Here is a 16,564-nt window from a genome sequence, read left to right as displayed (position 1 = left end):
GCCGGGGCGAGGCGGCCGACCGGGGCTGCCGGGCCGGGGCGGGGTTGCCGCGGCGGGGGTGCCGCGCCGGGGCTGCCGGGGCGAGGCGGCCGACCGGGGCTGCCGGGGTGGGGCTGCCGGACCGGGGGCCTGTGGGCTGGTGCCCGGTGCTGCGGAGATGCCGGGCCGGGGGTGTGTGGTCGGCCCGGTGCCGCGGTGGTGGTGGGGGGCGGGTGGCTTCAGGCCACGGATTCGTCTACCGCGTGGGCAGCCAGGAAGCGCAGGACTGCGCGGGCCACCTCGTCGTTCTGGCGGAACGCCGGGGCGTTGGTCATCGGGCGGGCGAAGGCGGCGTAGGCCTTGTTGTTCGTGTAGGGGCCCACCGCGAAGCGGCGGGGGTGAGGGGTGCCCGCTGCGTCCAGCAGGCGGCTGTCGGTCGGGCTCACCGCTACCAGACCCTCCGCCGAGGACACGCAGCCCGATGCTCTCAGGGAGCGGAGTAGGGGGTCTGCTGTTTGGTCCAGGGTGTGCTTGGGCAGGCGTGCGTCTATCAAGCCCTCCGCTCGCACCACGTGACCGGGCAGGCTTGCGCTGCCTGCCACGAATGCGCCATCCGTTGCATTCACCCAGACGTCCGCGCCCAGGAACGTCACCACGCCCGCCCTCGACAGCGCGATCAGCTCCTCCAGGCGATCCGGTGGTGGGCCGCTCGCCAGGTAGCTGAAGAACCCGTGCCACCACCCGTTGTCACCGGTCAGCCGCCCCGATGCCGCCAGTAGCTGGAACTGCCCGTACACCCCCAGCAGCGAGAAGAAAGCACCCAGGTCCTCGCTGTGCGAGGCCGACGACCGACGCGCCACGTCACCCGCCACGTACGCCCGCACGAACTGCTGGAAACCCTCCACCGAGCCGAAAGCCAAGCCGTCGATCGGGCGGTCCAGGTGTTCGAAGTCCAGTCTGTCCAGGGTGGCCGGTACCGCTTCGCGCTCCAGCTCGCGCATTTCCTCGTCGTACCAGTCGAGCACAGCGAACCTGGCCGCGAACTCCGCCCACGGCATCCGCACCCGTTCCGGGTGGCCGGTGAACAGCTCGCGGTAGTGGCCGTACGCGATCTCCTTCGCCATCAACGGCCACGCGTGCAGCCTGAAGTCGATCTCGCCGGGCTGCGCCAGCAAGTCCGCGGCCAGGAAGAACTCCGGTGGCCCGGGAGGGTCGCCTTGCAGGCGGTAGTCGGTTTTCGCGTGGTACGGGACGCCGCGTCTCGAACCCACGTGCAGGCGCGGCTCGCGACCGGACGGGAGGTAGTGCAGTTCGTCGCCGACCCGCGCGAAAGCACCGCCGCGCCCCTCCGACAGCAGCACGGCCAGGTCCACGAACGCCAACCCCAGGCCGCGCACGATTATGTCCGCCCCGGCCGGCACGTGGGACAGGTCCGCGTCCGCGGTGTAGTCCGGCGGCAGGTAGGTCAAGCCGTGGCGGGCCGCGTAAGCGGCCAGCTCCTCGTGCTCCGGTGACAGCACGGTGTCCAGGTGCCCCAACGCCAGGACCACCACGTCGGCCACCAGCGGCTCGGGGCGGTCGGCCAGCCAGACCCGCTGGCGTGACTGGGGTGCGCCGGTCAGCCTCACCGCCTTCGTCGGGTGGACGTGCACCACGCTCCCCTCGGGCAGCGCGGCCACGGCGTACTGGTGGAACCACTTCAGGTAGGCGCTCTGCAAGCGCCTGCTGGGGAACGACGTCGGCTTCATCGCCGCCAACTCGGCACGCACCTCGGCGTCCAGGTCCACATCGGACACCTCGGCCGCCCACTCGGCGAGCGACGGGCCGGGCCGCACCGGGCCTTCGCACACCACCGAGGAATCCGTGAACATGGTGACGTCCTCGGCCATGGAGTTCATGCGCAGCAACGGGGACTGCTCGTGCCGCCACACCCGCCCCGACCCGGCGGCGAACGGGTCGACCAGGTGCACCTCCACGGGCTCGGCACGCAGCTCCGGCGCGTTCGCCCCGATCCGCTCCAGCAGTCCCGACGCACGCGGACCGGCGCCGACCACGACGATCGTGCTCATCGCACCCTTGCCAGGAACTCGCGGGTGCGCGCGTGGCCCGGCCGGTCGAGCACGTCGGCGGGCGGTCCGGACTCCACGACGCGACCCTCGTCCAGGAACACCACGGTGTCCGCCACCGACCGCGCGAACCCGATCTCGTGCGTCACCACGACCATCGTCATGCCCTCGGCCGCCAGGTCCTTCATCACCTCCAGCACCTCGCCCACGAGTTCGGGGTCCAGCGCCGAAGTCGGCTCGTCGAACAGCATCACCTCGGGGCGCATGGCGAGCGCACGCGCTATCGCCACCCGCTGCTGCTGCCCACCGGAGAGCTGCCGCGGGTAGGCGTCCTCGCGCCCGGCCAGGCCGACGCGCGCGATGAGCGCCCGCGCCCGCGAATCCGCCTCCTCCCGCGGCACGCCGAGCACGCCCACCGGCGCTTCCACGACGTTCTGGAGCACGGTCAGGTGCGCGAAGAGGTGGAACCCCTGGAACACCATGCCGATCGACGCGCGCTGCCCCGCGACGACCTTCTCCTTCAGCTCGTACAACTTCCCCCGGTGCCGCCGGTAGCCGACGAGTTGGCCGGCCACCTCGATCTCGCCCCGGTCCGGCTTCTCCAGGTGGTTCAGGCACCTCAGCAACGTGCTCTTGCCCGAACCGGACGGCCCGATGACGCACGTCACCGACCCCTTCGGGACCGTCAGGTCGACGCCGCGCAGCACGGGTGTCGATCCGAAGCTCTTGTGCAGGTCGGTGACCTGGACGGCGACCGTCACGACAGCCTCCCCGCGCCACGCGCGTAGTACCGCTCCACGTAGTGCTGGCCGATGCTGAGCAGGCTGGTCACGATCACGTACCACACCGTCGCCACCAGCAGGAGCGGGATGATCAGGTAGTTGCGGTTGTAGATGAGCTGCACCGAGTACAGCAGGTCCTGGACGGCCAGGACGCTCACGATCGACGTGCCCTTCAACGTGCCGATCAGCATGTTCCCGGCGGCCGGGATGATGGCGCGCATCGCTTGCGGCAGCACGATCCGGCGCAGCACGCGACCACGCCGCATCCCCAGCGCGAGCGCCGCCTCCACCTGGCCGGAGTCGACCGACAGGATGCCGCCGCGCACGATCTCCGCCGCGTAGGCCGCCTCGTGCAGCACCAGGCCGATGATCACGGCCGTGACCGGTCCGATGACGGGCGTCGCGCCGGACAACGCCGGGTACAACGCGCCGATGTTGAACCAGAACAACAACTGCACCAGCAGCGGCACGGAGCGGAACAGCCAGACGTAGCCCCAGCTCACGCCGACCAGCACCGGGTTGCCGGACAGCCGCAGCACGGCCAGCACGCCGCCGATCACGAAGCCCAGCACGACGGTCAACGCGGTCAGCCACAAGGTCAGCCCGAGCCCGCGCAGCACGGCGCCGGTGGTGAAGTACCGCACCACGACGTCCCACTGGAACTGCTCGTTGGTCACCACCGACCACAGGACGGCGGCGAGGGCCAGCAGGACCAGGGCGGCGGACGTCCAGCGCCACGGTCGGCGCAGCGGCACGATCTCGGCCGCGGTGCGGGTTTCGGGCGGTGACGCGACGGTGGATGCGCTCATCCGGGAACTCTCCAGAGCACGAGGGAACACGGGGTGGTGGCCGCGTCCCTCAACGCCGCGTCGCGATCGTATTCGGGCGACCACGATGCGCGTCAAGGGATTCCGGGATCTGGACGCGCGTCGAACCGTCGTTGACGGCCGGGCGCATCGCTGCTGCACTGGGTGCGTGGAACCCGTTCGGCTGGTCATTCGCGGCCACATCGACTTCGGTCGGGTGTGGTCCGCTTCCTGTTCGGGCTGACCGGCCCGCCGACCCCGCGCGTCTCCCTCAACGCCGTCGGCGCTCTTCTCACCCACCCGCATCCGCGGTTTTTCCGTGCGGCACCACCACGTGGAAGGTTCTGACGTGCCTGTTGAGTTCCTGGGGATCGGCGGCACCAACGACGGATCGGAGACCCACCCGCGCAGCGGCGCGTCGTTCGACAAGGAGTACGCGCTCCGCCTCGCCCGCGCGCACGAGGAGCACGGCTGGGACCGCGTGCTGTTCGCGTACGCGTCGGGCGCGCCGGACCCGGCGCAGGTCGCCGCCCACGTCGCGACCAAGCTCGACCGTATCCAGATCCTGTTGGCGCACCGGCCGAACGTCTCCTACCCGACGTTCGCCGCGAAGACGTTCGCCACGCTGGACCAGATCACCGACGGCCGGCTGACGGTGCACTTCATCACCGGCGGCACGGACCACGAGCAGCAGCGCGAGGGCGACTACCTGACCAAGGACGAGCGGTACTCGCGCACCGAGGAGTACATCCGGATCGTCAAGCAGGTCTGGACGTCGCGGGAACCGTTCGACCACGAGGGCCGGCACTACCGGTTCGCCGATTTCGTCAGCGACGTGTTCCCCGTGCAGCAACCCCGCCCGAACGTCTCGTTCGGCGGCTCCTCGCCCGCCGCCTACCGGGCGGGTGGCGCGGAGGCCGACATCTTCTGCCTGTGGGGCGAACCGCTCGCCGACACCGCCGCGCAGATCGACGCGGTGCGGCAGGCGGCACGTGACGCGGGTCGCACGGACGTGCCGCGCATCCAGGTGGCGTTCCGCCCGATCCTCGGCGCCACCGAGGAACTGGCGTGGGAAAAGGCTTACCGCACGGTGGACGCCATCAAGGCCCGCACCGCGGGCGGGCAGCCGATCACCCGCAGGCACTCCCTGACCAACCCGGAGAACACCGGGTCCCAGCGCCTGCTGGAGATCGCCGCGCGTGGCGAGCGGTTCGACCGCGCCCTCTGGACGCCGACCGCGGCGGCGACCGGCGGCGCGGGCAACTCCAACGCCCTGGTCGGCACGCCGGAAACGGTGGCGCAGGCCCTGCTGGACTACTACGACCTGGGCGTGGAGATCCTTTCCGCACGCGGGTACGACATGGTGAACGACACCATCGACTTCGGCCGCCACGTGATCCCGATCGTGCGCGAGGAGGTCGCCAAGCGCGACCGCGAGCGCGCGGCCCGAGCCACCACGCCGGAGCGGGATTCCATCGCGGTGGACGGATGACGGTCGACGCCCTGGAGATCCGCCGGGTGCGCTGGGACGACCCGGAAACCGCCCCGCTCAAGGAAGGTCTCCTGCACGAGTACGTCTCCCGCTACGGCGAGGGGGCACGCGACGAGCTGACCCGCTACGACGCCGCGTTGTTCGACCCGCCGCACGGCACGCTCCTGCTGCTGTTCGAGGCGGGCGTGCCGGTCGCGGGCGGCGCGTTCAAGCGGTTCGACGTGGAAACCGCCAAGCTGAAGCGGATCTGGACGCACGCGGCGCACCGGCGGCGCGGCCTGGCGCGCCGGGTCGTCGTGGAGCTGGAGCGGGCCGCGGCCGACCTCGGCTACCGCCGGGTCTACCTGACCACCGGGCCGCGCCAGCCCGAGGCCAAGAACCTCTACCTGGCGGCCGGTTTCACGCCCTTGTTCGACGTGGCGGCGGACCCCGGCACGCTCGACCTCCTGCCGTTCGAGAAGCACCTGCTGCCCGAGGAAGACGCGGTCTAGATGCGCACCAGACACCTGTTGATGCTGTTGAGCCTGCTCACGCTGGTGACCGCGGGCTGCGGCGCGGCCGACGCGGGCGACCCGCCGACCGGCGCGGGCGTGCAGCCGTCCGTGGACGTGCTGTCCGCCGTCACCCAGGACGAGGCCATCGCGGCGTTGCTGCCGGCCGACGTGCGTGCGGCCGGGGTGGTGAAGTTCGGGTCCTCCGTGGGCGGTCAGCCGCCGTCGGCGTACTTCGCCGAGGACAACAGGACCGTGCTCGGCCTGGACGTCGACATCACCGCGGCGGCGGCGAAGGTGCTCGGTGTGCGGGTGGAGCGGGAGATCGCCGCGTTCGAGGTCATCCTCCCCTCGTTGACCAGCGGCAAGTTCCAGGTGGGCACGGGCAACTTCGGCGTGACGGAGGCCCGGAAGAAGACCATCGACTTCGCCACCTACATCAACGACGGCCAGGGTTTCGCCGTGCGCGCCGACGACACGCGGCTGACGAAAGTCGACGCCCTGGTGCAGTTGTGCGGTCTGAAGGTCGGCACCGGCGCGGGCACCACGTTCGAGGCGACGCTGGAGAAGGAGCGGCAGGTCTGCGCGGACGCCGGGAAACCGCCGTACGAGGTGTTGAGCTTCGCCGACAACGCCGCCGTCTACCTGGGTCTCCAGCAGCGGCACATCGACGTGGTGATGAGCACCATCAACGGTCTCCGCTACGCCGCCGCGAACCAGCCGAACCTCAAGTTCCTCAACGAGTTCAAGCGGCTCGACGTCGGTTTCGCGTTCCAGAAGGGCTCCCCGCTCGCGCCCGCGTTCCAGGCGGCCGTGAACAAATTGATCAAGGACGGCTCGTACGACCGCATCCTGGCCAAATGGGGCACCGGCGCGTCCGCCATCCCGGAGTCGTTGATCAGTCCGCCGGAACACGCCTGACCGGCCGGAACCGGGCGGACCGGGACACTTCGCCGGTCCCGGTCCGCCCACCCCGGGCGCGAATTCGGGGTCGTCCCGCATCGCGTCGGTGATCCATCAGTAAGCTCGGCACGCACCAACCGAACGCGCACTAATCCATTCGAGTGACATCGACGGAGAATGCGCACGTCGGAATTACCGCAGAGCTGAATGACGAGATGGCCGACCGAGCAGAGACCGCGCCAAGTGGCGAACCGCGGGCGTCGCGCGACGAGTTCGCCCGCCGCTGGGCGGCGGCCGTCGGCGCCACCGCGCTGATGGGTCAGGCGCGGCTGCGCGCGGTGCTGGCCGAGTTGGTCGACCCGTTGCACGCGGCTGTGCTGTGCGACCCGTACCAGGAGAACGCGGCGCAACGCGTCGGCCGGGCGCTGGTGGAGCACGGCCTCCGGTCGGCCGCCACGCTGGAGCGCACGATCGCGTTCGTCGGCGAGCACCTGCCCGCCCACTTCGGGCTGCCGGCCGACCGCACGCCGAGGTTGATGGCCGTGCTCGGTGGTATCGCCGCCGGGCACGGTGACGCCGTCCGCGAACGCACCCTGCACCAGCGGGAGCTGACCGACTCGTCGGCCGTCGAGACGTTGCGCGCGGCCGAGGCCGCGCTGCGCACCAGCGAGGCCAAGTTCCGCGCGGTGTTCCGCACGTCGGCCGTGGCGATCGCGTTGACCGACATGGACGACAAGATCCTGGACGTCAACGACGCCCTGCTGGCGCTGCTCGACTACACCGCCGACGACCTGGCCCGCATGTCCGCGCTGGACGTGGTGCACCCGGACGACCGGGAGCAGGCCGCCGCCCTGACCCGCCGGCTCGCGTCCGGCGGGCGCGACCGCGAGCGGACCGAGCTGCGGCTGGTGCGTGGCGACGGCGAGACCGTCCCGGTGCTGATCGCGGTGGCGCTGGTGCGTGACGACGAGGGCGAGCCCGCCTACCACGTGACGATGATCGAGAGCCTGGACGAGGTGCGCGCCCTCCAGACCCAGTTGCTGCGGCAGAGCCTGCACGACGTCCAGACCGGCCTGGCGAACCGCGCCCAGTTCCTCGGCTGGCTGGAGCACGCGGTCGGCGCGAAGGGACCGGAGTCGCTGGCGCTGCTGGTGCTCGACGTCGACGGCTTCCGCGTGGTGAACGACGCGTTCGGCCACGACGTCGGCAACCGCGTGCTGAACGTGGTCGCCGGTCACCTGCGGTCCGTGTTCGGGCCGGTCGGCAAGCTCGCGCGCACCGGGCCGGACGAGTTCGGCGTGCTGCTCAACGACCCGGCGGACGTGCGGACCGTGATCGCGCTCGCCGAGGAGGCCGTCGACCGGCTCGCCGAGCCGGTGTGGGTGGGCGAGGACGGCATCGGCGTGACGGCGAGCGTCGGCATCGTGGTGTCCCGCGCGCGTGGCGCCGACCCCGCCGAGCTGCTGCGGCGCGCGGACGTCACGTTGCGCTGGGCCAAGGACGACGGCAAGGCGCAGTGGGCGCGGTACGACGAGGAGCGCGACCGGCGGGACCGGACCAGGCTGATGCTGGCGGCGTCCATCGCGGGTGGCTTGGAGCAGGACGACTTCCGCGTCGACTACGAGCCGGTGTACGCGTTGGCCGACGAGTCGTTGATCGCCGTGGAGGCGCGGGTCGGCTGGCACCACCAGCGGCACGGCCGGATCGACCCCGCCTCGTTGGCCTCGCTCGCCGCGTTCACCGGGATGGCGGTGCGGCTCGGCCGGTGGGCGGTGGAGCGGGCGTGCCGGCACGCGGGCGCGTGGCACGCCGAGTTCGGCGCGCGGGCGCCCGTGCTGGCGATGGACCTGTCCGCCCGGCAGTGCCAGGAACCGGAACTGGTGGCCGAGGTGCGGCGGGTGCTGCGTGCCGCCGGTCTGCCGCCCGCGGCGCTGCGGTTCGAACTCGGCGAGCAGGTGCCCTCTCTGATCAGCGAGGACCAGGCGGAGGAGCTGGCGTTCCTCGCCGAGGACGGCGTGCGGTTCGTGCTGGACCAGACCGGCGGCGGCAACATCGCCGTGGACCGGTTGCGCCGGGTTCCCCTGCACGGCCTCAAGTTCCAGGGGTTCCCGGTGCACGGCCTGGCGGAGGGCGCGGATCCGGTGGACGAGAGCGCGGCGAGCGCGTTGTTGACGTGGACGCGCACGTTGGGGCTGCCGTTGTACGCGGCGGGTGTCGCCACTCGGCGTGAGGCGGACCGGTTGCGCGAGTTGGGCGTGACGGGTGCGCAGGGTCCGTTGTTCGGCCCGCCGTTGACGGCCGAGGGGGTTCGGGCGGTTCTTGGCAAGTCCTAGGGGATCGCTCAGGGCGTTCACAGGGGGCGGGGATTTCCTGGGACCATGACTCGCGTCAAGGCTGTGGTGGTGCTCGCGGTGGCTGCCGCTGTGTGCGGCGGCGTGGCCGGTGGTGTGGTCGGCGCGTCGCGGGCGCCGGTCGCCGCGTCGCCGATCGCGGCTTCTCCCGCCGGGTTGGACGTCAGCGCTGTTGCCGCGCGGGTGCTGCCGAGCGTGGTGCAGGTCGACGTCGGGTCCGGGTTGGGGTCCGGTGTCGTGCTGTCGGCGGACGGGTTGGTGTTGACGAACAACCACGTCGTGTCGGGTGCGGGGCGGGTGTCGGTGACGTTGGCCGACGGGCGTGTGGTCGGTGCCCGGGTGGTGGGGGCGGACGCGTCGAGCGACCTGGCCGTGCTCCGGGCCGATGCGACCGGGTTGACGCCCGCGACGTTCGCCGACTCGGCCGGGGTGCGCGTCGGCTCGCAGGTCGTGGCGATCGGGTCGCCCGAGGGGCTGCGCGGGACGGTGACGTCCGGGATCGTCAGCGCGCTCGACCGGACCGTCTCGGTGGGCGGCGGGGTCGGTTACCAGGCGATCCAGACCGACGCGTCCATCAACCCGGGCAACTCCGGCGGGCCGCTGGTCGACGCGCGTGGTGAGGTCATCGGGATCAACTCGGCGATCTACTCGCCGGTGGCGGACGGCGGGGAGGCGGGCAGCGTGGGTATCGGGTTCGCGATACCGGCCGACCGGGCTCGGGAGATCGTCGAGCGGTTGGTGTGACTACCCCTCGCGCAGGGCTTCGGTGAACTGGGTGACGCACTGCGCCGCGATCACGACCAAGGCCGGCACCGAGACTGCGGGCGTGTCCATGGCTCGCCTGGCCGCCGGCCGGTCACTGGACAACGCCGCGGCCCTGATCCGCAAGGACCGCAGCCGCCTGATCAAGGTCGGAGACGGCCGGTCGACGCTCAAGGCCGACTTGGAGCAGTTGCTGACCTTCTACGGCGCGGGCGTCCGTGAGCGCAGGAAGGTGTTGGCGATGGGGGTCGAGGCGCGGCAGCGACAGCCGAAGCGTGCCTATGTCGACTTGTTGCCCGGAGCCGGCACGCGCATCGCCGACCTGGAGGCCGCGGCGACGCGGATCTCCTATTACGAACGCGGGGTGGTGCCCGGCCTGCTCCAGATCCCGGAGTACACCGAGGCGACCATGGCCGCTTGTGATGGGATCTGGTGGCCCGACCGGTCCTATGAGGAACGCACCCGGCGAGTGGCGTTCCGCATGGAGCGGCAGAAAGTCCTTGCGGACAAGGAGTTGATGTTCTTCATCACCGAGGACGCTCTTGTCTGGGCCGGCGATCGGGACACGATGCGACGTCAGGTGCAGCACTTGGTCGATGCCACGCGGCAACCGAACATCACGTTGCGGCTGCTCGACTCCAACGACTCGCGCAACCCGTGCCCGCAGGGCGCGATGATCCTCCTGCATTTCGCGGAAGGCACCCGTCCCGTATCACTGCTACCGGTCGCGTACGGCCCATCCACCTACCTTGACGAACCCTCCGACATCGCCGCCGTCGAACGGTGCTTCCAGCGGCTTTCGGAAATCGCCTTCAGTCCGGAAGAATCTCAATCACGGCTTCTCTCGACACTGGAGGCGATGTGAACGACACCGGCTGGTTCAAGAGCAGCTACAGCACCGGCGGCAACGACGCCTGCGTCGAGGTGCGACTGACTGAGGCCACCGCAGCGGTCAGGGACTCGAAGAACCCCGGCGGCGACAGCCTTCGGCTTCCGCTGACCTCGTGGCAGAACTTCCTGCGCTCGTCCGGGATCTTCTGAGCAGACGGCGGCGCTACCGGCAAGCGATCGAGCTGGAGGCGATGTGAACGACACCGGCTGGTTCAAGAGCAGCTACAGCACGTCCGGCAACGATGCTTGCGTAGAAGTCCGGCTGACCGGGGCCACCGCCGCGGTCCGGGACTCCAAGAACCCGGACGGCAGCATTCAGGTCTCACGCGCCTCCTGGCAGGACTTCCTGCGCTCGACGGAGGCCCGCTGACCGCACCGCCGGCGCTACCGCAGTGCTGGCTCAAACTGTCCGCGTGGCCTGGCAAGCGACCCCACTCGGCAGCCCGGAGTTGGAGGTGACATGAACGACACCGGTTGGTTCAAAAGCAGCTACAGCACCGGCGGCAACGACAACTGCGTAGAAGTGCGGCTGACCGACGCCACCGCGGCCGTTCGCGACTCGAAGAACCCGGAAGGCAGCAGCCTTCAGGTTCCGCTGACCTCGTGGCACAACTTCCTGCGCTCGTCGGGGCCAGCGGCGGGCTACTGGCAAGCGTTCCAATCGGAGCTGGAGGCGATGTGAACGACACCGGCTGGTTCAAGAGTAGCTACAGCACGTCCGGCAACGACAACTGCGTTGAAGTCCGGCTTACCGGGACCACCGCAGCCGTGCGGAACTCCAAGAACCCGGCGGGCGACGGCCTTCGGGTGTCCCTCGACTCCTGGCGCGGATTCCTGCGCTTGACGCTCACCTGAGGGCGTCCAGTCCCTCCCGGTTGGCCGGGTAGGGCTGCTGTGCTGCTTCATCACAGGCACCACCGGGACGGCCCGACCGGAGTCCGGCCGTCCCGGTCGAGTCCTAGCTCCAGTCCGGGCGCAGCGGCATGTGGGCGTTGGTTCCGTCCAGCTTCACGCCTAGCACCTGGTGCAACTGGATGTTGTTGCGCTCGAACCCCAGTCGGGACGCGGCCAGGTAGAGGCGCCACACGCGGGCCCGGCCGAGGCCCACTTCGTCGACCGCCTCGGACCAGTGGCGGTCGAGGTTGGTGGACCACGCGGCCAGGGTCAGGGCGTAGTGCTCGCGCAGGTTCTCCTCGTGCCGGACCTCGAAGCCGGTGTCGTGCATCTGCGACACGATGTGGCCCGGTCCGACCAGCTCGCCGTCCGGGAACACGTACCGGTTGATGAAGCCGCCCGTCTTGGCCTTCCTCAGGTTGTCCGGGCGGGTGATGCTGTGGTTCAGCAGCCGCCCGCCGGGCTTCAGCTTGCGGTGCAGCGAGCGGAAGTAGGCGGGTAGCTTGGCCTTGCCGATGTGCTCGGTCAGGCCGATCGAGGACACGGCGTCGAAGCCGTTCTCCCGGACGTCCCGGTAGTCCAGGTAACGCACCTCGGCCAGTTCCGACAACCCCGCTTCGACAATCGCTTTCTGCGCCCACTCGGCCTGGTTCCGCGACAACGTCACGCCCAGCGCCTTCACGCCGTACTCGCGCGCGGCGTGCATCACCATGCCGCCCCAGCCGCAGCCGACGTCGAGCAGGCGCATCCCGGACCGCAGCCCGAGCTTCTTCGCCACCAAGTCGTGCTTGGCGAACTGCGCCTCCTCCAACGAGGCCGTCGCACTCGGGTACACCGCGCACGTGTACGCCATCGACGGACCCAGCAGCCACTCGTAGAACGTGTTCGACACGTCGTAGTGGTGGGCGATCGCCTCGGCGTCCCGCGCCTTGGAGTGACGCAGGCCGTGCAGGCGCCGCTCCTGCGGTGGGATCTCGACCTTGGCACGCAGGCGCTGTCTGCCCAGCGTGCCGAGCAGTTCGAGTCGTTGCAGCAGCGGCACCTCGCGCAGCGAGAACTCGGACAGCCGCACCAGCGCGCCGTAGACGTCGCCGATGATCTCCAGGTGACCCGTCACGTACGCCCGCGCGAGCCCCAGCTCGCCGGGCGCGGAAGCGAGGTAGGACAACGCTTGCGGCGTCCTCACCTCGATGCGCACGTCCGCGTCGGCCGAACCGGCCCGGCTGCCGTCGTACGCGCTGAAGCCGACGGACCGGTCTCCGCCGACCACCCGCTGGAACACCTCGGCCAACCGCATGGACCCCTCCAATTCACCTGCGGAGAACACACTTGGCGTACAGGTCCGGGAGCCGGGAGTCGGCGTCGTACCGCTTCTTCAGCTCCCGATAGGTCTCGCCGTCGTACTTCGCCCAGAACTCGTCCTCCCCGTAGTAGGAGTCCGAGTACAGCGACTTGTGCCCGCCCAGCTCGGCCACCTTGGCCTCGATCAGCCGGTTGCGGCTGCCCATGGGCTCGCCCGGCCGCAGGTCCACCGTGGACCAGAAGCCGACGTTGACGTAGAGCACGTCCGGGTCCATCGGGTACAGCGGCCAGCCCGTCCGGTCGCGCAGGCGCACCGGGCACAGCCAGACCGGCTCGATGCCGATCTCGCGGTGGAAGAAGTCGAGGAACTCGGCGAGCTTGTCCACCGGGATCTCGACGTCCTGGATCACCGGCTCCTGCACCGCCTTGTGGAACCGCCCGCTGAACCCGGTGCGGCGGTCCCACGCGACGACCTTGCGGTAGACGTCGGACCGCAGGTAGCGCTTCGGCACCAGCCGGCGCACCAGCGGGTGCTGCACGCCGAACGCGCGGGAGCACCAGAACCAGTCGGTGTCCCACCGCCACAGGTAGTCGCGCGCGGTCAGGTGGTCGGTGCGCCGGGTGCGGATGGACCGGTAGTAGATGTCGCGCCCGGTGTAGTCCGAGACGCGGGGCGCGGTGTCCGCCCAGGACGCCAGCGTCAGGTACTGCTCACCGGCCGAGAACACCGTGCCGTCCACGAAGTCCACCGGCTCGCCCTGGTAGGACCGCTGGGCGCAGACCTCCTCGATGGCCGCCGCGGCCTGCTCGGCCGACCCGAACGGCACGTGCCGCAACCGCACGAACGGCCGCACCGGCTCCAGCTCGATCTCCAGGCTCAGCGCGTAGCCGAGCGTGCCGTAGGAGTTGGGGAAGCCGCGGAACAGGTCGTCGCCCGGACCGACGACCACCACCTCGCCGTCGCCGGTCATCACCTCCAGCTCGCGCACCGACTCGTGCGGCAGGCCGTTGCGGAACGAGCTGGACTCGATGCCGAGCCCGGCGACCGCGCCGCCGAGCGTGATGGTCTTGAGCTGCGGCACGACCAGCGGCATCAGGCCGTGCCGGAGGGTTTCGTCCACCAGGTGCTCGTAGGTGGTCATGCCCTGGACGCGGGCGGTCCGCTGGTCCGGGTCGACCGACAGCACCCGGTCGAGCCGGCCCACGTCGAGCCCGCCGGGCTGGTCGGCGCGGAACCGGAACAGGTTCGACGTCGGCTTGGCGAGCCGGACGGGACTGCCCGTCGGGATCGCCCGGTACTGACCGCGCAACGCGGCCACCGCTTGGCTGTGATCGCTCACGCGATCGACGTTAGGCCGATCTCCCGGCCTCAGCACCCCCAAAATTTCGCCGGTCACGAAGTTACCGCCCGGTAGTACCCTGGCCTGATGACGCACGCCACGCACCAGGTGACCAACCAGGCGCCCCCGTTGGAGGGGCACGACGTCGCCGCGGACCCGGCGTTGCTGGACGGCCTGCACCGGGGTGGCGCGGGGTGGGCCGAGGCCGAGGTCCGCGAGTTGGGGCGGGCGGCGGGCTCGGCGCACGTGCAGCGGCTCGCCCGTCAGGCCAACGACAACCCGCCCGTGCTGCACACCCACGACCGGTACGGGCACCGCGTGGACGAGGTGGAGTTCCACCCCGCGTGGCACGAACTCATGACCACCGCCGTCGGTCACGGCCTGCACGCCGCGCCCTGGCGGGACGAGCGGCCCGGCGCGCACGTGGCCCGCGCCGCCAAGTTCTACGTGTGGAGCCAGGCCGAGGCCGGTCACGGCTGCCCGATCTCCATGACGTACGCGTCCGTGCCCGCGCTGCGCGCGGCGCCCGAGCTGGCCGCGCGGTACGAACCCCTCCTCGCGGCCACCGAGTACGACTTCGGCCTGCGTGCGCCGGAGGGCAAGCGCGGCCTCCTCGCGGGCATGTCGATGACCGAGAAGCAGGGCGGCTCGGACGTCCGCGCCAACACCACCACGGCGACCAGGGCCGGTGACCACCACGTGCTGACCGGGCACAAGTGGTTCACGTCCGCGCCGATGTCCGACCTGTTCCTCACCCTCGCGCGAACGGCCGACGGCGGCCTGTCCTGCTTCGTGCTGCCGCGCGTGCTGCCGGACGGGACGCGCAACGCGATGTTCTTCCAGCGGTTGAAGGACAAGCTGGGCAACAAGTCCAACGCGTCGGCCGAACTGGAGTACGACGGCGCGGTCGGCTGGCTGGTCGGCGAGGAGGGCCGGGGCGTGCGGACCATCATCGAGATGGTCAACTCGACCCGCCTGGACTGCGTGCTCGGCACCGCCGCCGGGATGCGCTCCGGCCTCACGCAGGCCGCGCACCACGCCGTGCACCGCCGGGCGTTCGGGAAGGCGCTGGTGGACCAGCCCGCGATGCGCAACGTGCTGGCCGACCTGGCGGTCGAGTCCGAGGCGGCGACCGCGGTCGGCCTGTGGCTGGCGGGCACGCGCAGCAGGCTCGGTCTCGCGGTGACCAAGTTCTGGGTGTGCAAGCGGGGCCCGGTGCACGCCGCCGAAGCGCTGGAGTGCCTGGGCGGCAACGGTTACGTCGAGGACTCGGGGATGCCGCGGCTGTTCCGCGAGTCGCCGCTGATGTCCATCTGGGAGGGTTCGGGCAACGTGGCAGCGTTGGACGCGTTGCGCGCCATGGCGAAGGAACCCGAGGCGGTGGCGGCGTTCTTCGCCGAGCTGGACGCGGCACGCGGCGGTGACCGGCGGTTGGACGCGGCCGTCGACGCGATCAGGGCGGAACTGGCCGACCACGCGGACCTCGAACTGCGGGCACGTAGGCTGGTGGAGCGGATGGCGTTGGCGTTGCAGGGTTCCCTGCTCGTGCGGCACGGGCACCCAGCGGTGGCGGACGCGTTCTGCGCGTCGCGGCTGTCCGGCGACTGGGGCGCGGCGCTCGGCACGCTGCCGCGTGGCGTCGACTTCGGGGCGATCATCGAACGGGGGTTGCCGGAGCGGTGAGTTCGGTGCGGGTGGAGCGGTCCGGCCCGGTCTGCACGGTGCTGCTGAACCGGCCGCACGTGCGCAACGCGGTGGACGGGCCGACCGCCCACACGTTGGCCGAGGTGTTCCGCGAGTTCGATGAGGACGACGCGCTCTCGGTCGCCGTGCTGCACGGCGAGGGCGGCGTGTTCTGCTCCGGCGCGGACCTCAAGGCCGTCGGCACGGAGCGCGGCAACGACCCGTTGTCGCCGACCGGTCCGATGGGCCCGACGCGGCTGCGGCTGGGCAAGCCGGTGATCGCGGCCGTGTCCGGCGCGGCGGTGGCGGGCGGGTTGGAGCTGGCGTTGTGGTGCGACCTGCGGGTGGCCGACGAGGACGCGGTGTTCGGCGTGTTCTGCCGGCGCTGGGGCGTGCCGCTGGTGGACGGTGGCACGGTGCGGTTGCCGCGGTTGATCGGCGGGTCGCGCGCGATGGACATGATCCTCACCGGGCGTCCCGTGCTCGCCGACGAGGCGTTGGCGATGGGGCTGGCGAACCGGGTGGTGCCACGTGGGCGCGCCCGTGCGGCGGCGGAGGAGCTGGCGCACGAGATCGCCGCGTTCCCGCAGACGTGCCTGCGTCACGACCGGCTGTCGGCGTTGGAGCAGGAGGGGTTGCCGGAGGAGGACGCGCTGGCCAACGAGCGCGACCACGGGGTGGCGTCGCTGCGTGACGTGGCGTCCGGCGTGGCCCGCTTCCTCGGCGGCGAGGGCAGGCACGGCCGGTTCCACTGAGCCCCGCTCCAGGGGTGGAGCGGGGCGGCGTCGGTCAGCGGTGCCCGAGGGGCGATCGGCGGCTCCG

The 16,564-nt window shown here is 71.0% G+C and carries 17 protein-coding genes; 12 read left to right on the top strand and 5 right to left on the bottom strand.

Going from position 1 to position 16,564, the window contains the following annotated elements:
- Positions 1–218 precede the first annotated feature (218 nt).
- From KZQ38_RS04200 to KZQ38_RS04190, 3 genes are read right to left on the bottom strand one after another with little or no spacing between them, the layout of a single operon-like run.
- On the bottom strand, positions 219–2,048 hold the full coding sequence (locus KZQ38_RS04200; protein ID WP_219438515.1) for an FAD/NAD(P)-binding protein: 1,830 nt from the start codon (positions 2,046–2,048) through the stop codon (positions 219–221).
- Complete coding sequence (locus KZQ38_RS04195; RefSeq protein ID WP_219438513.1) at positions 2,045–2,806, bottom strand: amino acid ABC transporter ATP-binding protein; 762 nt, start codon at positions 2,804–2,806, stop codon at positions 2,045–2,047. Before KZQ38_RS04195 ends, KZQ38_RS04200 begins: the two co-directional genes overlap by 4 nt.
- Positions 2,803–3,636, bottom strand: coding sequence for an amino acid ABC transporter permease (locus KZQ38_RS04190; RefSeq protein ID WP_219438511.1), 834 nt, complete (start codon positions 3,634–3,636; stop codon positions 2,803–2,805). The genes KZQ38_RS04195 and KZQ38_RS04190 overlap by 4 nt, the downstream gene beginning before the upstream one ends.
- Positions 3,637–3,982: 346 nt before the next feature.
- Between KZQ38_RS04190 and KZQ38_RS04185 the strand changes: the two genes are divergently transcribed.
- The 10 genes from KZQ38_RS04185 to KZQ38_RS04140 all read left to right on the top strand — a co-directional run bounded on the left by KZQ38_RS04185 (position 3,983) and on the right by KZQ38_RS04140 (position 11,378).
- Positions 3,983–5,125 carry an LLM class flavin-dependent oxidoreductase gene (locus KZQ38_RS04185; RefSeq protein ID WP_219438509.1) on the top strand — a complete coding sequence of 381 codons (1,143 nt, stop codon included), beginning with the start codon at positions 3,983–3,985 and terminating at the stop codon, positions 5,123–5,125.
- On the top strand, positions 5,122–5,616 hold the full coding sequence (locus KZQ38_RS04180; protein WP_219438507.1) for a GNAT family N-acetyltransferase: 495 nt from the start codon (positions 5,122–5,124) through the stop codon (positions 5,614–5,616). The genes KZQ38_RS04185 and KZQ38_RS04180 overlap by 4 nt, the downstream gene beginning before the upstream one ends.
- Positions 5,617–6,537 carry an ABC transporter substrate-binding protein gene (locus tag KZQ38_RS04175; protein ID WP_219438505.1) on the top strand — a complete coding sequence of 307 codons (921 nt, stop codon included), beginning with the start codon at positions 5,617–5,619 and terminating at the stop codon, positions 6,535–6,537.
- Between the two features lie 197 nt (positions 6,538–6,734).
- Complete coding sequence (locus KZQ38_RS04170; protein WP_219438504.1) at positions 6,735–8,852, top strand: putative bifunctional diguanylate cyclase/phosphodiesterase; 2,118 nt, start codon at positions 6,735–6,737, stop codon at positions 8,850–8,852.
- Positions 8,853–8,897: 45 nt separating this feature from the next.
- Positions 8,898–9,614, top strand: coding sequence for a S1C family serine protease (locus tag KZQ38_RS04165; protein WP_219438502.1), 717 nt, complete (start codon positions 8,898–8,900; stop codon positions 9,612–9,614).
- A gap of 22 nt (positions 9,615–9,636) precedes the next feature.
- Positions 9,637–10,497: a DUF5753 domain-containing protein gene (locus KZQ38_RS04160; RefSeq protein WP_219438500.1), complete on the top strand. Its 861-nt coding sequence runs from the start codon at positions 9,637–9,639 to the stop codon at positions 10,495–10,497.
- The gene (locus KZQ38_RS04155; RefSeq protein ID WP_219438498.1) at positions 10,494–10,673 is read left to right on the top strand and encodes a DUF397 domain-containing protein; all 180 of its coding nucleotides are present in this window, start codon (positions 10,494–10,496) and stop codon (positions 10,671–10,673) included. Before KZQ38_RS04160 ends, KZQ38_RS04155 begins: the two co-directional genes overlap by 4 nt.
- Before the next feature lie 43 nt (positions 10,674–10,716).
- Positions 10,717–10,893 carry a DUF397 domain-containing protein gene (locus KZQ38_RS04150; protein ID WP_219438496.1) on the top strand — a complete coding sequence of 59 codons (177 nt, stop codon included), beginning with the start codon at positions 10,717–10,719 and terminating at the stop codon, positions 10,891–10,893.
- A gap of 90 nt (positions 10,894–10,983) precedes the next feature.
- Positions 10,984–11,205, top strand: a complete 222-nt coding sequence (locus KZQ38_RS04145) for a DUF397 domain-containing protein (RefSeq protein WP_219438494.1) — start codon at positions 10,984–10,986, stop codon at positions 11,203–11,205.
- A complete protein-coding gene (locus KZQ38_RS04140) occupies positions 11,202–11,378 on the top strand; it encodes a DUF397 domain-containing protein (RefSeq protein WP_219438492.1) in 177 nt (58 codons plus the stop codon). Before KZQ38_RS04145 ends, KZQ38_RS04140 begins: the two co-directional genes overlap by 4 nt.
- Before the next feature lie 103 nt (positions 11,379–11,481).
- Here the strand turns inward: KZQ38_RS04140 and KZQ38_RS04135 are convergent, their stop codons facing one another.
- Both KZQ38_RS04135 and KZQ38_RS04130 read right to left on the bottom strand, forming a co-directional pair.
- A complete protein-coding gene (locus KZQ38_RS04135) occupies positions 11,482–12,714 on the bottom strand; it encodes a class I SAM-dependent methyltransferase (protein WP_219438490.1) in 1,233 nt (410 codons plus the stop codon).
- A 13-nt stretch (positions 12,715–12,727) separates the two neighbouring features.
- Positions 12,728–14,059: an FAD-binding oxidoreductase gene (locus tag KZQ38_RS04130; RefSeq protein WP_308258227.1), complete on the bottom strand. Its 1,332-nt coding sequence runs from the start codon at positions 14,057–14,059 to the stop codon at positions 12,728–12,730.
- A gap of 87 nt (positions 14,060–14,146) precedes the next feature.
- Here KZQ38_RS04130 and KZQ38_RS04125 point away from each other — a divergent pair, with 87 nt between their 5' ends.
- Both KZQ38_RS04125 and KZQ38_RS04120 read left to right on the top strand, forming a co-directional pair.
- Positions 14,147–15,742 (top strand): acyl-CoA dehydrogenase family protein, encoded by a 1,596-nt coding sequence (locus KZQ38_RS04125; protein ID WP_219438488.1) that lies wholly within the window; start codon positions 14,147–14,149, stop codon positions 15,740–15,742.
- The gene (locus tag KZQ38_RS04120; protein WP_219438486.1) at positions 15,739–16,497 is read left to right on the top strand and encodes a crotonase/enoyl-CoA hydratase family protein; all 759 of its coding nucleotides are present in this window, start codon (positions 15,739–15,741) and stop codon (positions 16,495–16,497) included. Before KZQ38_RS04125 ends, KZQ38_RS04120 begins: the two co-directional genes overlap by 4 nt.
- Positions 16,498–16,564: the final 67 nt, after the last annotated feature.

The organism is Saccharothrix obliqua (assembly GCF_019375475.1).
Taxonomy (GTDB): domain Bacteria; phylum Actinomycetota; class Actinomycetes; order Mycobacteriales; family Pseudonocardiaceae; genus Actinosynnema; species Actinosynnema obliqua.
The sequence above is the reverse complement of the archived record's forward strand: the minus strand, read 5'-3'. Positions and strand labels throughout refer to the sequence as shown.

Excerpts from the sequence above, each read along its gene's own strand:
- KZQ38_RS04200 (WP_219438515.1), bottom strand. The coding sequence starts at position 2,048 with ATGAGCACGATCGTCGTGGTCGGCGCCGGTCCGCGTGCGTCGGGACTG.
- KZQ38_RS04190 (WP_219438511.1), bottom strand. The coding sequence starts at position 3,636 with ATGAGCGCATCCACCGTCGCGTCACCGCCCGAAACCCGCACCGCGGCC.
- KZQ38_RS04180 (WP_219438507.1), top strand. The coding sequence starts at position 5,122 with ATGACGGTCGACGCCCTGGAGATCCGCCGGGTGCGCTGGGACGACCCG.
- KZQ38_RS04175 (WP_219438505.1), top strand. The coding sequence starts at position 5,617 with ATGCGCACCAGACACCTGTTGATGCTGTTGAGCCTGCTCACGCTGGTG.
- KZQ38_RS04170 (WP_219438504.1), top strand. The coding sequence starts at position 6,735 with ATGGCCGACCGAGCAGAGACCGCGCCAAGTGGCGAACCGCGGGCGTCG.
- KZQ38_RS04165 (WP_219438502.1), top strand. The coding sequence starts at position 8,898 with ATGACTCGCGTCAAGGCTGTGGTGGTGCTCGCGGTGGCTGCCGCTGTG.
- KZQ38_RS04145 (WP_219438494.1), top strand. The coding sequence starts at position 10,984 with ATGAACGACACCGGTTGGTTCAAAAGCAGCTACAGCACCGGCGGCAAC.
- KZQ38_RS04135 (WP_219438490.1), bottom strand. The coding sequence starts at position 12,714 with ATGCGGTTGGCCGAGGTGTTCCAGCGGGTGGTCGGCGGAGACCGGTCC.
- KZQ38_RS04125 (WP_219438488.1), top strand. The coding sequence starts at position 14,147 with ATGACGCACGCCACGCACCAGGTGACCAACCAGGCGCCCCCGTTGGAG.